The 13,749-nt window shown below is 67.1% G+C and carries 10 protein-coding genes and 2 pseudogenes; 6 read left to right on the top strand and 6 right to left on the bottom strand.

Annotation, left to right across the window (positions count from 1 at the left end; all coding sequences use genetic code 11):
- Positions 1–8 precede the first annotated feature (8 nt).
- From ISN38_RS07650 to ribA, 3 genes are all read right to left on the bottom strand, one after another.
- A complete protein-coding gene (locus ISN38_RS07650; RefSeq protein ID WP_003467863.1) occupies positions 9–1,520 on the bottom strand; it encodes a PH domain-containing protein in 1,512 nt (503 codons plus the stop codon).
- Positions 1,517–2,062 carry a PH domain-containing protein gene (locus tag ISN38_RS07645; RefSeq protein WP_068814059.1) on the bottom strand — a complete coding sequence of 182 codons (546 nt, stop codon included), beginning with the start codon at positions 2,060–2,062 and terminating at the stop codon, positions 1,517–1,519. The genes ISN38_RS07650 and ISN38_RS07645 overlap by 4 nt, the downstream gene beginning before the upstream one ends.
- Positions 2,063–2,243: 181 nt before the next feature.
- Positions 2,244–3,368: a GTP cyclohydrolase II RibA gene (gene ribA, locus ISN38_RS07640; RefSeq protein ID WP_003467867.1), complete on the bottom strand. Its 1,125-nt coding sequence runs from the start codon at positions 3,366–3,368 to the stop codon at positions 2,244–2,246.
- Between the two features lie 306 nt (positions 3,369–3,674).
- Here ribA and ISN38_RS07635 point away from each other — a divergent pair, with 306 nt between their 5' ends.
- On the top strand, positions 3,675–4,196 hold the full coding sequence (locus ISN38_RS07635; protein WP_003467868.1) for a GNAT family N-acetyltransferase: 522 nt from the start codon (positions 3,675–3,677) through the stop codon (positions 4,194–4,196).
- A gap of 15 nt (positions 4,197–4,211) precedes the next feature.
- Here ISN38_RS07635 and ISN38_RS07630 read toward each other — a convergent pair whose 3' ends face one another.
- Complete coding sequence (locus ISN38_RS07630; protein ID WP_206712137.1) at positions 4,212–5,126, bottom strand: lauroyl acyltransferase; 915 nt, start codon at positions 5,124–5,126, stop codon at positions 4,212–4,214.
- A 201-nt stretch (positions 5,127–5,327) separates the two neighbouring features.
- Between ISN38_RS07630 and dtd the strand changes: the two genes are divergently transcribed.
- The 5 genes and pseudogenes from dtd to ISN38_RS20205 all read left to right on the top strand — a co-directional run.
- On the top strand, positions 5,328–5,768 hold the full coding sequence (dtd, locus tag ISN38_RS07625) for a D-aminoacyl-tRNA deacylase (protein ID WP_003467872.1): 441 nt from the start codon (positions 5,328–5,330) through the stop codon (positions 5,766–5,768).
- 112 nt (positions 5,769–5,880) lie between these two features.
- On the top strand, positions 5,881–7,740 hold the full coding sequence (gene rpoD / locus ISN38_RS07620; RefSeq protein WP_003480854.1) for an RNA polymerase sigma factor RpoD: 1,860 nt from the start codon (positions 5,881–5,883) through the stop codon (positions 7,738–7,740).
- 430 nt (positions 7,741–8,170) lie between these two features.
- Positions 8,171–11,494 carry a type III secretion system effector avirulence protein AvrBs3 gene (gene avrBs3, locus ISN38_RS07615; protein ID WP_206712136.1) on the top strand — a complete coding sequence of 1,108 codons (3,324 nt, stop codon included), beginning with the start codon at positions 8,171–8,173 and terminating at the stop codon, positions 11,492–11,494.
- A 252-nt stretch (positions 11,495–11,746) separates the two neighbouring features.
- Positions 11,747–11,902: a hypothetical protein gene (locus ISN38_RS07610; RefSeq protein WP_003466915.1), complete on the top strand. Its 156-nt coding sequence runs from the start codon at positions 11,747–11,749 to the stop codon at positions 11,900–11,902.
- Positions 11,903–11,967: 65 nt separating this feature from the next.
- Positions 11,968–12,072: pseudogene (locus tag ISN38_RS20205) on the top strand (IS1595 family transposase); the annotation flags it as partial.
- 31 nt (positions 12,073–12,103) lie between these two features.
- Here the strand turns inward: ISN38_RS20205 and ISN38_RS07605 are convergent.
- Positions 12,104–12,368 (bottom strand): annotated as a pseudogene (locus tag ISN38_RS07605) (transposase); the annotation flags it as partial.
- A 70-nt stretch (positions 12,369–12,438) separates the two neighbouring features.
- On the bottom strand, positions 12,439–13,725 hold the full coding sequence (locus ISN38_RS07600) for an AGE family epimerase/isomerase (protein ID WP_003466918.1): 1,287 nt from the start codon (positions 13,723–13,725) through the stop codon (positions 12,439–12,441).
- Between the last annotated feature and the right edge of the window lie 24 nt (positions 13,726–13,749).

Below are 13,749 nucleotides of genomic sequence, written 5' to 3'. Positions count from 1 at the left end.
GCCTGCCGCTACCAGCGCAGCCGGCGCCGCGCCAGCGCCCGGCTCAACTGCAGGTAGAGCGCGCGCGCCTCCGGTTCCGGCAGCAGCCGCATCCGCAACGGCGGCTCGCCATGGCGGGCGCCGGCGCTATCCAGCCACAGCGTGGCGGTGCCGCAGCGGCGGTCCAGCGGCGAGCGGGTCAGCCGCAGCGCCTGCAGCTTGTCGATCTCCGCCAATCGCCACCAGCGCCGCCACCAGCCGCCGCGTACCGCCACGTAGCGGTCGTCCAGCGCATAGCCCATGCGTTGCGCGTGGCGCCAGGCCTTGAATGCCGACCACGGCAGCCACAGCAGCGACAGCGCGGCCCAGGCGCCGAACGCTTGCCACAGCCCCGCACAGGCCAGCGGCACCAGGCACAGCGCCGGCAGGCATAGCCGCCACCAGCAGCGCGTAGCGATCCCGTGCCACTGCGGCGGCGGCCAGGCGATCTGCGGCAGCAGCCGGCGCAGCAGCGCATCGCAGGCCGCCGCGGTCGCCAGCGGTGCCAATTCCTTCAGCGCGCGGCCGTGCTCGCCGTGGCCATCCATCACCGCGGTATCGATGTGCAGGCTGCGCCGCCGCAGCAGGCGTTGCAGCATGCCCTCGTGCAGGGTCCAAGCCTGGATCCGGCGCCGCGCCACGCTGCTGCGCAGCCGCGTCAGCAGGCCGCGCTCCACGGTCAGCCGGCGCTCGCTCTCGCTGAGCCGGAAGCCCTGGTACTGCAGCAGCGCCAGCGCCATCGACAGCGTGCGCATGATCAGCAGCAGCGTGACCAGCATCAGCGTCAGCGTGACCGCGCCGGCCATCCAGCCCAGGTGCAGATGGCTGGCGTAACCGAACAGCTGCTGCCCGTAGCGTTCGATCGCGTTGGAGACCATGCGTTCGGGGAACAGGTGATAGGTGGCGCCGAACGCGGTCGCCACCACCACCATGCCGCGGTTGGAGATCAGCCCCTGGCGCAGCACCTCTGACGTAGGCAGCGCCAGCAGCACGTCGCTGGCCGCGGCAGCAGCGGTGGACGCCGCCGCGCTGTCGTCGCGTGCGCGATGGCGGATCTGCCGCTCCAACGCCAGCGCCTGGTCCAGCCGCAGCACCCGCATCTGCGCTTCCGGCTTGGTCCCGCCGGCCGATTCCAGACGTACTTCGGCCACGCCGAACAGCCGATGCAGCAGCGACTGGTGCACGACCACGTTGTGGATGCGCGCGAACGGGATCTCGCGCAGGCTGCGTTCCAGCCAGCCGCTGCGGATGCTCAGGCTGTCGCGGCCGATGCGGTACTGGTAAGTGAAGTAGCGCAGCAGCGACACCGCGATCAGCGCGCTGCCCGCCAGCAGCAGCATCACCTGGTCGAGATGGTCGTTGCGGCCGCCGCGCCCGCCGAATACCAGCAACGCCAGCAGCGGCAGCAGGAAATGCCGCAGGTGCTGCAGCAGCACGAACAGCCACGACCATGGGTGCAGGCGCCGGACCGCGGTGTCCTCGGCGTCCACGGCGGCGCTCATAGCGCGTCGTCGTCGTGGTCGAGCTGGTGCGCCAGGCGTTCGCGCAGGCGCTCGGCGTCGGCCTGGTCCAGGCCGGGCACGGCCACCGCGTTGTGCCGGGTGCCGGCGGTGTGCACCACCAGGGTCGCCAGGCGCGCGGCGCGCTCCAGCGGGCCGCGGCGCAGGTCCAGGTGCTGCACGCGCGACATCGGCACGTGCACCTCGCTCTGCCACATCCGCCCGCGGCGCAGGTCCAGGCCCTGCGCATCCAGTCGCCAGCGGATCCGGCGGTGGCGCACGAAGCCGATGCAGGCGCCCACCAGCGCGCCGAGCGCGGTGCCGCCACCGATGAACACCGTCTGGCGGCTGTGCAGGGCGAGACCGAAGATCGCCGCGCCGACCAGCACGCTGAGGCCCAGCATGCCGCCGCCGCCGAGCGCGGCCAGCCAGGCGCCGCGCAGCGGCAGCGGTTGCCAGTCGTGCGCGGCCGACGACGCGACAGCAGCCTGCAGGTCGGCGCCAGGCGCGGGGGCGGAGGGATCCAGGGACGGCGGTGCGGTCACGGCGGGCTCTCGAAGCGATGGGCGGGCACTGTGCACGCGCGCCGTGCAGGTCTGCGATCGTAACGCGGCCGGCGCCTGGCGCGCTCCGCGGGCGCGCGTGAAGCGGTCAGGACTCGCCTCGGCGCGCTGTGGCGTCCGGCATGCGCCGCGATCGTCGTTGCCGGTGTTGCGCCGCCGCGGCTCAGCGCGCGGCGTGAATCAGCGCGTCCACGTCCAGCGCATGGCCGGCGCGGGTGGCCTTGGTGCGCAGATAGCGCTCGTTCTCGGCGGTGATCGCGCCGGTGATCGGGATGCGCTCGACCACATCGATGCCGGCCGCGCGCAAGCGCTCGGCCTTGGAGAGGTTGTTGGTCAGCAGGCGCACGCGCTGGATGCCCAGCCCGCGCAGCATCGCCACCGCGCTGCCGTAGCGGCGCTCGTCGGCACCGAAACCCAGCTGCGCGTCGGCGTCGATGGTGTCCAGCCCGTCGTGCTGGTAGCCGTAGGCGCGCAACTTGGTGGCGATGCCGGTGCCGCGGCCTTCCTGGTCCAGGTATAGCAGCACGCCGCCGCCGAGCTCCTTGAGCTTGGCCAAGCCATGTCGCAGCTGGTCGCCGCAATCGCACTTCAACGAGCCGAACAGGTCGCCGGTGAGGCAGGACGAATGCACCCGTACCGGCACTGGCACGGACAGGTCCGGTTGGCCGATCACGATCGCGACCTGGTCGCGCTGCGCCACGCCGCCGCGGAACACCACGAACTCGCTGCTGCCCAGATCCCGCAGCGGCACCTGGGTGCGGGTCACCAGTTCGTAGCTGCCGGAGGTGGTGGTTGCGCAGCCGTGTTTCAGGTCGTCCAGCTGCAGCGACTGGCAGCCCTGGAAGGTGCTGTCGGCGTCCAGGTCCACCGCGACGATCGCCGGCAGCAGCAGGCCCAGGCGCGCGATCTCCACGGCGCCGGCATCCAGCGCATCGCCCGGCAGCCAGTGCGTGGGCAGCGTGCCGCTGCGCAGGTAGGCCAGCGCGGCCAGGGCATCGTAGGACTGCTCGGCCAGGGCGATGCGTGCGCCCTGCGGCGCGACCAGTCCCAGCACCTGCGCACGGGTCGGCGTGAGGAACAGGTAATGCCGCTGCGCCGCCGCCTGCGTGAAGCTCAGGTAGGACTGCGCGGTGCTGCTGTCCAGCGCCAGCACCGCACGCGCCTGGCCATCGCCGCCTTCGATGACCACAGGGCGGCCGGCACGCAACTCCGAGGCCGCGCGTTCGGCGCGGATCGCAGCGGGATCGCCGAACGGGGGCGTGCAGATGAGGGGGGCAGGGCTGGTCATGCAGGACTCCAAATGGGGATCTTCTGCGCCAGCTTCAAGGCTGGTCGGCGGTGGCGCACCCCGGTCGCGCCGCATGCGGGCGGGGCAGCGTGCCCGGGTGGCTATTGTCGCGTGGTTTGGCCTCCTCGCCAGCATTCGCGTGATGGAACGCACTGTGTGCCGCGCCAGCATGGATGCATGCAACCGCCATGCCAGGCGCGGTCACTCACCAGATCGCGGTCGCGATCTGCCGACGGGCGCTGCTGGGCATGTTCAACCGCGGCCGATTCATTTTTACTAGGCAGGACCCGTTTCCAGGACCTGCGCATGCACCTCGTCGAATGCACCGAACAGCGCCATGCCGACGCGATCCTGGAGATCTTCAACGAGGCCATCGCCCATTCCACCGCCCTCTACGACTACCGCCCGCGCCCGCCTGAAAGCATGGTCGGCTGGTTCGCGGCCAAGCGCGCCGGCGGCTTTCCGGTGATCGGGATCGAGGACGCGCACGGCAGCCTGCTCGGTTTCGCAAGCTACGGCACGTTTCGCGCCTGGCCGGCATTCAAGTACAGCGCCGAGCATTCGCTGTACGTGCACCGCGACCATCGCGGCAAGGGCCTGGGGCGGCGCCTGCTGCTGGCGCTGGTCGATGCGGCGCAGGAACGCGGCGTGCACGTGCTGGTGGGCGGCATCGATGCGAGCAACGCCGGCAGCATCGCGCTGCACCAGCAACTGGGTTTCGTGCATGCCGGCACCGTGCGCGAGGCCGGGTTCAAGTTCGGTCGCTGGCTGGATCTGGCCTTCTACCAGCGCATCCTCGCCGGCCCGGCGCAGCCGCACGACGATTAGCCGCAGCGCGGCAGCTCAGTGCGGATGCCTGGCGGTGGCGTAGGGATTGGCTTCGGCCGGATCCGGGCGCAGCGTGTAGCGCTTGTAGGTCCACTGGTATTGCGCCGGGTCGCGGCGCGCCACCCGCTCCACGCCTTCGTTCAGCGCGGTCGCGGCGCGCAGCGGGTCCGGGTCGGCGATCGCCTCCGGCGCCGGCTGCACCTGCAGCGCGAATTCCAGGTCGTTGCCGAGCCGCTCGCACCAGGCGAACAGCACGATCGCGCCGGTGCGCTCGGCCAGCCGGTTGACCAGGGTCATGGTCAACGCCGGCACGCCGAAGAACGGCGCGAATACCCCATCGCCGGCCTTGGGTTGCTGGTCGGGAAGAATACCGACGGCGCCGCCTTCCTTGAGCACCTTGAACAGCTGTCGCACCGCCGGGCCTTCGGCGCGCACCTGGCGCACGTTGTCGCCGCTGCGCACCAACTGCAGGAACGCATCGCCGACGTCGGACGCCGGTGCGCGGTAGACGATGGCGATGTCGCCGCGCGAGGCCAGCCACTGGTTGAGCAGTTCCCAGTTGCCGAAGTGCGGCGCGGCCACGATCACCCCGCGGCCCGACGCCAGCGCGGCGTCGTACAGTGCCTGGCCGTGGCGCTGGCGCAGCCGCGCCAGGTTCTGCGCCGCCGGCCGGGTCCACAGCACCAGGGTCTCGAACGCCTGCCGCGCGGTGGAGCGCAGCACGTCGCGGTGCAGGGCCACGCGCTCGTTGGGCAGCAGTTCCGGGTAGGCCAGCTCCAGGTTGCGGCGGGTGACCCGGCTCTCGCGCGCGTCCTTGCGCAGCCACAGCCAGGCCAGGCCGTCGGCCAGACGCCGCAGCCACGGCCAGGGCAGGCGCGCCACGGCGTCGGCGCAGCGGTACAGAACGGTTGCGAGTGTTGCGGGTTTCATCGTCACAGTTTATCCGCTGCGCCGGCTGCGCCAGATCGAGCGCGCTGCGCATGGCCCGATCGGCGTCACGGATCGGCCCGCTCGCGGATTGGCGCGGCTTTCGTTCTTGGCTACCGGTCGGCGATGATGCGGGCGGGATGACAGCACCGCACCGAACCCGGATGCTTCCGAGTCCCGAGTCCCGAGTCCCGAGTCCCGCCCATGCTCTCCCTGATCCAGCGCGTCACCCAGGCCGAAGTCCGCGTCGACGATGCGGTGGTCGGTCGCATCGGTCCCGGCCTGCTGGCGCTGGTGGCGCTGGAGCCGGGCGATACCGAGGCAAAGTTGCAGCGCATGGCCGAGCGCCTGCTCGGCTACCGCGTGTTCGCCGACGCCAGCGGGCGCATGAACCGCGCGCTACGCGACACCGGCGGCGGCCTGCTGCTGGTCAGCCAGTTCACCCTGGCCGCGGACACCGGCGCGGGCATGCGCCCCAGCTTCACCACCGCGGCGCCGCCGGCCGAGGCTGAACGCGGCTTCAACCGATTGCTGGAGATCTGCCGGGAGCGGCACCCGCCGGGGGTGGAAAGCGGGCGCTTCGGTGCCCATATGATCGTCAGCCTGGTCAACGACGGCCCGGTCACTTTCCTGCTCCGGCCTTGAGCCGGGGCGCTCCTGGCGGAGCGATTCACGCTCCTTGTCCGGCAAGCGGCGGTCCGGGCTGTTATAATGCTAGGTTCACTCATTCATCTACCTGCCGGTGGCGCGAGCACTCATGGCCAACGAACGTCCTGCCCAGCAATCCGACATCAAGCTACTGATCAGCAAGGGCCTGGAACAGGGCTATCTGACTTACGCCGAAGTCAATGACCATCTGCCCGACGACCTGGTCGATCCGGAGCAGATCGAAGACATCATCAGCATGATCAACGGCATGGGCATCGACGTCCATGAAGTCGCCCCCGACGCCGAGACCCTGCTGCTCAACGACGGCAACACCGGTAACCGCGAAGTCGACGACACCGCGGCCGAAGAAGCCGCCGCGGCGCTGACCGCGCTCGATACCGAAGGTGGCCGCACCACCGACCCGGTGCGCATGTACATGCGCGAGATGGGCACGGTCGAGCTGCTGACCCGCGAAGGCGAGATCGCCATCGCCAAGCGCATCGAGGAAGGCCTCAGCCAGGTCCAGGCCGCGCTGGGTGCGTTCCCGCTGGCCGTGGAAACCCTGCTCGAGGACTACGAGCAGCACAAGGAAGGCAAGAAGCGCCTGGCCGAGATCGTGGTCGGCTTCAACGACCTGATCGAGGAAGAGCCGGCGCCGGCCGTGGTCGCCAGCGACGACGACAGCGCCGCCGATGCCAGCGACGACGATGACGACGAGGAAGTCGAAGCCGCCGAGGAAGAGGCCGGCCCGACCGGTCCGGATCCGGCCGAGGTCGCGCGGCGCATGGAGCTGCTGGCCACCGAATACGCCAAGTTCAAGAAAGCGCATGCCAAGAACGGCGCCGAGCACAAGCTGGTCACCAAGCTGCGCACCGACATTGCCGAGGTGTTCGTCACCTTGAAGCTGCCGCTGCCGCTGACCGACGTGCTGGTGCGCAAGCTGCGCGACACCATGGCCCAGGTCAAGGACCACGAGCGCCGCGTGCTGCACCTGGCCACCCACGTGGCGCGGATGCCGCGCAAGGACTTCATCCGTTCCTGGGAAGGCAACCAGACCAACGTGGCCTGGGTCGACGACGCACTGAAGCGCAAGCAGAAGTGGTCCTCGGCGCTGCGCGACGTCAAGGATCAGATCGTCTCCGAGCAGGAAGCCACCGTGGCGGTGGAGCAGGCGACCTACCTGAGCCTGACCGAGCTGAAGGAAATCAGCCGCGCGATGGCCTATGGCGAAGCCAAGGCGCGCAAGGCCAAGAAGGAAATGGTCGAGGCCAACCTGCGCCTGGTGATCTCGATCGCCAAGAAGTACACCAACCGCGGCCTGCAGTTCCTCGACCTGATCCAGGAAGGCAACATCGGCCTGATGAAGGCGGTGGACAAGTTCGAATACCGCCGCGGCTACAAGTTCTCCACGTATGCGACCTGGTGGATCCGCCAGGCCATCACCCGTTCGATCGCCGATCAGGCGCGCACCATCCGCATCCCGGTGCACATGATCGAGACGATCAACAAGTTGAACCGCATTTCCCGGCAGATGCTCCAGCAGTACGGCCGCGAGGCCACGCCGGAGGAGCTGGCCAAGGAAATGGACATGCCGGAGGACAAGATCCGCAAGGTGATGAAGATCGCCAAGGAGCCGATCTCGATGGAAACCCCGATCGGCGATGACGAGGATTCGCATCTGGGCGACTTCATCGAGGACACCAACGTGGAGTCCCCGATCGAGAACACCACCAATATCAACCTGTCCGAGACCGTGCGCGACGTGCTCGCCGGGCTGACCCCGCGCGAGGCCAAGGTGTTGCGCATGCGCTTCGGCATCGACATGAACACCGACCACACCCTCGAGGAAGTCGGCAAGCAGTTCGATGTCACGCGCGAGCGCATCCGCCAGATAGAGGCCAAGGCGCTGCGCAAGCTGCGTCACCCGAGCCGCTCCGAGCAGCTGCGCAGCTTCCTCGATATCGACTGATCGAGCGCGGTTCGCGGCAACGGAAAAGCCCCGCCATGTGCGGGGCTTTTTTGTGGATGTGGCGTCGGTCGTGTTGCGGACAGTGGCAGTGGATGCCGCAGGCTAGCGCTGCCCGTTCGCAGCCAGCCAAGTCACTGTGGGGGGGGCAGCCGAAAGACATGTAAAAATGACTCGCAAGATCGGATTCACCTATTTCATCAGTGAGTTAGCGGATATTTCTGGAGAGACTTCATGATTCGGGTCTGTTCGACCACGTTGTAGAACTGGCCGGCGTCTGCCGGTTTCCTGTTCCACTGCGCCTCAAACCCGCTAGTCGAGGGTTGTCAGGATTATCGGAAGTTGTGTCCTGCTATGCGAATTTGGAGAAGCCGCGTCGGGACCAGAGACCTTAGTATCGAAGCGACGACGTTCTCTGAAAGAGGAATGCCTGATGGATCCCATTCGTTCTCGCACGCCAAGTCCTGCCCGCGAGCTTCTGGCCGGATCCCAACCGGATGGGGTCCAGCCGACTGCAGATCCGAGGGTGTCTCCGCCTGCTGGCAGCCCCCTGGATGGCTTGCCCGCTCGGCGGACGATGTCCCGGACCCAGCTGCCGCCGCCCCCTGCAAGCGGGCCTGCGTTCTCAGCGGGCAGCTTCAGCGACCTGTTACGTCAGGTTGATTCGTCGCTTTTTGATGCATCGTTTTTTGATTCGATGCCTGCCTTCGGCGCTCATCATGCACAGGCTGCCACAGGCGAGTTGGATGAGGCGCAATCGGCTCTGCGTGCAGTAGATGACCCGCAGCCCTCAGCAAGTGCGGCGATCACTGCCGCGCCGCCCCGCACCAAAGCGGCGGCGCGGCGGCGTTCTGCCCAGACCTTGGACGCTTTGCCTGCCGCGGATGTGGATATAAGCACGTTCGGCTACAGCCAGCAGCAACAGGAGAAGATCAAACCGAAGGTGCGTTCGACAGTGGCGCAGCACCACGCCGCATTGGTCGGCCATGGATTTACACACGCGCACATCGTTGAGCTCAGCAAACACCCGCCAGCGCTAGGGACCATAGCGGCCAGGTATTCGGAGATGATTGCGGCGTTGCCAGAGGCCACACACGAAGACATCGTTGGCGTCGGCAAACATTGTGCGGGCGCACGGACCCTGGAGGTCTTGCTCATGGTGGTGCAAGAGTTGAGAGCTCCACCGTTACAGTTGGTCACAAGCCAACTCCTCAAGATTGCAAAACGTGGTGGCGTGACTGCGGTGGAGGCCGTGCATGCATCGCGCAATGCGCTGACTGGCGCCCCCCTGCACCTGCTACCGGACCAGGTGGTGGCCATCGTCAGCCACGATGGCGGCAAGCAGTCGCTGGAGACGGTGCAGCGGCTGTTGCCGGTGCTGCGCCAGCCCCCCTATGGCCTGACCCCGAACCAGGTGGTGGCCATCGCCAGCTACGATGGCGGCAAGCAGTCGCTGGAGACGGTGGAGCGGCTGTTGCCGGTGCTGTGCCAGCCCCCCTATGGCCTGACCCCGAACCAGGTGGTGGCCATCGCGAGCAATATTGGCGGCAAGCCGGCGCTGGAGACGGTGCAGCGGCTGTTGCCGGTGCTGTGCCAGCCCCCCTATGGCCTGACCCCGAATCAGGTGGTGGCCATCGCCAGCAATGGCGGTGGCAAGCAGGCGCTGGAGACAGTGCAGCGGCTGTTGCCGGTGCTGTGCCAGGAGTATGGCCTGATCCCGGAGCAGGTGGTGGCCATCGCGAGCAATGGCGGTGGCAAGCAGGCGCTGGAGACGGTGCAGCGGCTGTTGCCGGTGCTGTGCAAGGAGTATGGCCTGACCCCGGAGCAGGTGGTGGCCATCGCCAGCAATAATGGCGGCAAGCTGGCGCTGGAAACGGTGGAGCGGCTGTTGCCGGTGTTGTGCCAGCCCCCCTATGGCCTGACCCCGAAGCAGGTAGTGGCCATCGCCAGCTATAAGGGCGCCAACCAGGCGCTGGGGACGGTGCAGCGGCTGTTGCCGGTGCTGTGTAAGCCCCCCTATGGCCTGACCCCGGACCAAGTGGTGGCCATCGCCAGCAATGGCGGCGCCAAGCAGGCGCTGGAGACGGTGGAGCGGCTGTTGCCGGTGCTGTGCAAGCCCCCCTATGGCCTGACCCCGGACCAGGTGGTGGCCATCGCCAGCCACGATGGCGGCAGGCAGGCGCTGGAGACGGTGCAGCGGCTGTTGCCGGTGCTATGCCAGCCCCCCTATGGCCTGACCCCGAACCAGGTGGTGGCCATCGCCAGCAATGGCGGTGGCAAGCAGGCGCTGGAGACCGTGCAGCGGCTATTGCCGGTGCTGTGCCAGGAGTATGGCCTGACCCGGCAGCAGGTGGTGGCTATCGCCAGCAATGGCGGCGGCAAGCAGTCGCTGGAGACAGTGCAGCGGCTGCTGCCGGTGCTGTGCAAGCCCCCCTATAACCTGACCCCGGATCAGGTGGTGGCCATTGCCAGCAATGACGGTGGCAAGCAGGCGCTGGAGACAGTGCAGCGCCTGCTGCCGGTGCTGTGCAAGCCCCCCTATAACCTGACCCCGGAGCAGGTGGTGGCCATCGCCAGCAATGGCGGTGGCAAGCAGGCGCTGGAGACGGTGCAGCGGCTGTTGCCGGTGCTGTGCAAGGAGTATGGCCTGACCCCGGAGCAGGTGGTGGCCATCGCCAGCCAAGATGGCGGCAAGCAGTCGCTGGAGACGGTGCAGCGGCTGTTGCCGGTGCTGTGCCAGCTCCCCTATGGCCTGACCCCGAACCAGGTGGTGGCTATCGCCAGCAATCATGGCGGCAAGCAGTCGCTGGAGACGGTGCAGCGGCTGTTGCCGGTGCTGTGCCAGCCCCCCTATGGCCTGACCCCGAACCAGGTGGTGGCCATCGCCAGCCACGATGGCGGCACGCAGGCGCTGGAAAGTATTTTTGCCCAGTTATCCAGCCCTGATCCGGCGTTGGCCGCGTTGACCAACGACCGCCTCGTCGCCTTGGCTTGCATCGGCGGACGTCCTGCGCTGGATGCGGTGAAAAAAGGATTGCCGCACGCGCCGGCATTGATCACAAGAGTCCATAACCGTGTTCCCGAAGGCACGGCCCATCTGGTTGCCGACCTCGCGCAAGTGGTTCGCGTGCTGAGTTTTTTCCAGTGCCACTCTCACCCAGCGCAAGCATTTGATGAAGCGATGAGGCAATTCGGGATGAGCAGGCACGGGTTGTTACAGCTATTTCGCCGTGTGGGCGTCACAGAACTCGAAGCCATCAGTGGAACGCTCCCCCCAGCCTCCCAGCGTTGGGACCGCATGCTTCAAGCATCAGGGAGGAAAGGGGCGAAACCGTCCTCTGCTTCGGCTCAAACTCCAAGCCAGGAGTCCGTGGATGCATTCGCCGATTCCCTGGAACGTGAACTGGACGCGCCCAGCCCAATGCACCAGGCAGGCCAGACTCTGGCAAGCAGCCGCAAACGGTCCCGATCAGAGAGTTCTGTCAACCGCTCCTCCGCACAGCAGGCTGCCGAGGTGTTCGTTCCCGAACAGCGCGATGCACCGCCTTTGCTCCCCCTCAGTAGCTGGGGTGTAAAACGCCGGCGTACCAGGATCGGCGGCCTCCCGGATCCTGGCACGCCGACGCACGGCGACCTGGCAGCGTCCAGCGCTGCGTTCTTGGAGCAAGATGCGGACCCCTTCGCAGGCGCAGCGGAAGATTTCCCGGCATTCGACCAAGAGGAGATCGCATGGTTGAAGGAGCTATTGGCTCATTGAGGCTCAGTCGGAGACTACCTGATTGACGTGGAGCCGATCACGGAACCGTATTGGATTGAACTGGCGTTGGCGGTGTAGTTTTGTTACCCAGAAATATCCGCTAACTCACTGATGTAATCGGTGAAATCCGATCTTGTGAGTCATTTTCACACGTCTATCGGCTGAACCCCGCTGTGGGAGCGACTGAAGGACACCTCTAAAAACCTCTCTGCTTTGGCATCATAGGATCGGAAAGACAGCGGAGGCCCCGCGATGATCAGCTTGTTTGCCGGACACGAACGCGAGTCCAAGCGCCAGAAGATAGGCGATCCGCTGGCGCTGCTTTCGCGCCATATCGATTTTGCTGGGATTGCCCAGGCTGTCGATGCGAAACTGTCCTTGAACACGGGCTCCCTTGGGCCTGATTAGCGCTGTGTCTCAGCTGGTGATGCTGCCTTGGTTTGGAAATGCAGGTTCTTCAGTGAGATATGGCGATGACGCTCAATCGGATCCAGTTCCAGAAGGGGCTTTCGATTCCGGCTTTTCTGAGCCGCTACGGCTCCGAGGCGCAATGTGTCGAGACGTTGGTTCAGGTCAGGTGACCCGATGGCTTCGTATGTCCGCGACATCCACCCACTTTTTTCGCAGTGCATCCTTGATCAGGTCGTTTTCGAACACTTGCTCGGCCAGCAACTTCTTCAGCCGTACGTTCTCGCACTCAAGCTCCTTGAGCCGCTTGGCATCGGGGCACGCTCATTCCGCCGAACGTGCTGCGCCACAGGGAATAGGAGGCCTCGCTGTACCCATGGCGACGGCACAGGTCCTTGATGGCCACGCCGGCGTCGGCTTCGCGCAGGAAGCCGATGATCTGCTCTTCGGTAAAACGCTTCTTCACGTCCAATCTCCTTGAGGTAGGGAATTGGACTCCAAACTGGGCCGCTACTCAAAATGGGGGGGGGCGTCGGTTATGCGAACGCCCGGCTGCCACGCATCACCGCCAGCACATCGTGGCAGGCGCCCATGGTGTGGTAGTCGGTCTTGCCGGCCGGGCTCTTCTCGTCGCTGTAGCTGCGGTTGTCGCGGCTGAGGATGCGGAACCAGGCGCCGTAGCGGTGATCGACCAGGTGTTCCCACGAATACGCCCACAGCCTGTCGTAGGCGGCGCGGTAGCCCGCATCGCCGCTCGCGGCCAGCAGCCGCGCGGCGGCGGCGATCGCTTCGGCCTGCACCCAGAAATACTTGTCGTCGTCGCAGAAGTAGGTCGGGTGTTGCGCCACGTCGGACACGCCGACCAGCGGCTCGGCTTCGCTGCCGGAGGCGAAGCCGTAGACGATGCCGCCGTGCTGCGCGTCCCAGCCGTGCGCCAGTGCGGTGTCGAACAGGTGCCGCGCGGTCGGCAGCAGCCAGTCCGGCGCGCTGCCCTCGGCCGCGTGCAGATGCCCGTGCAGCAGCACCAGCAGCTTCGACCATTCGACCTGATGGCCGGGCTGGAAACCCCACGGCCGGAACAGGTGCTTGGGATTGTCGCGGTTGTAGTCCCAGTCCACCTGCCAGTGCGCGTCGTAGTGCTCCCACACCAGGCCGCCGGCAAGCGCCGCCTGCCGGCGTGTGATGTGATCGGCGAGCAGCAGCGCGCGCTGCAGGTAGCGCGGCTCGGCGCTGGCCTCGTAGGCCGCGATCAGCGCCTCGCACAGGTGCATGTTGGCGTTCTGCCCGCGGTAGCTGGAGAACTGCCAGTCGGGCGTGGCTTCGTCGCGGTACAGGCCGGCGCTAGCATCCCAGTAGCGGGTTTCCAGCAGCTGCCAGGTCTCGTCCATCCACGCGTCGGTGTCGAGGCCGGCCTTCTTCGCGGTGGCGTAGGCCAGCAATACGAAGGCGGCGCCGTAGGCGTGCTGGGTGCGGTCCTCGGCGACGCCGTCGCGCAGAGTCCACACGTAGCCGCCGCTGGCGGCGTCGCGGTGTACATCGCGCAGATAGCGCAGGCCGTGGCGCGCGGCGTCCAGATACTCGGCGGCCAGCGGCGAATCGGCGAATTCGTTCGCCGCCATCGCGTAGTTGAAGACGAAACGGGTGCTGCTGACCAGGTGGCGGTGGCCGGCGTCGTACACGCTGCCGTCGTCGCGGAAGTAGTGGAAGAAGCCGCCGGCCGGATCGATCGCGCGCGGATGGTAGAAGGCCATGGTGTCGGCGATATGCGCGCGCAACACGGCGGCATCGGCGAAGTCGGGCAGGGGCGTGGCAGGCAGGTTCATGCGGTCGCTGGGAGTCATGTGGGG

The sequence above is a fragment of the Xanthomonas translucens pv. undulosa genome (assembly GCF_017301775.1).
GTDB classification, from domain to species: Bacteria; Pseudomonadota; Gammaproteobacteria; order Xanthomonadales; family Xanthomonadaceae; genus Xanthomonas_A; species Xanthomonas_A translucens.
Note: the sequence above shows the minus strand (reverse complement) of the source record. Positions and strands in the feature narration are given on the sequence as shown.

Coding starts and splice junctions, on each gene's coding strand:
- ISN38_RS07650 (WP_003467863.1), bottom strand. CDS start 1,520: ATGAGCGCCGCCGTGGACGCCGAGGACACCGCGGTCCGGCGCCTGCAC.
- ribA (WP_003467867.1), bottom strand. CDS start 3,368: ATGACCAGCCCTGCCCCCCTCATCTGCACGCCCCCGTTCGGCGATCCC.
- ISN38_RS07635 (WP_003467868.1), top strand. CDS start 3,675: ATGCACCTCGTCGAATGCACCGAACAGCGCCATGCCGACGCGATCCTG.
- ISN38_RS07630 (WP_206712137.1), bottom strand. CDS start 5,126: ATGAAACCCGCAACACTCGCAACCGTTCTGTACCGCTGCGCCGACGCC.
- dtd (WP_003467872.1), top strand. CDS start 5,328: ATGCTCTCCCTGATCCAGCGCGTCACCCAGGCCGAAGTCCGCGTCGAC.
- rpoD (WP_003480854.1), top strand. CDS start 5,881: ATGGCCAACGAACGTCCTGCCCAGCAATCCGACATCAAGCTACTGATC.
- avrBs3 (WP_206712136.1), top strand. CDS start 8,171: ATGGATCCCATTCGTTCTCGCACGCCAAGTCCTGCCCGCGAGCTTCTG.
- ISN38_RS07610 (WP_003466915.1), top strand. CDS start 11,747: ATGATCAGCTTGTTTGCCGGACACGAACGCGAGTCCAAGCGCCAGAAG.
- ISN38_RS07600 (WP_003466918.1), bottom strand. CDS start 13,725: ATGAACCTGCCTGCCACGCCCCTGCCCGACTTCGCCGATGCCGCCGTG.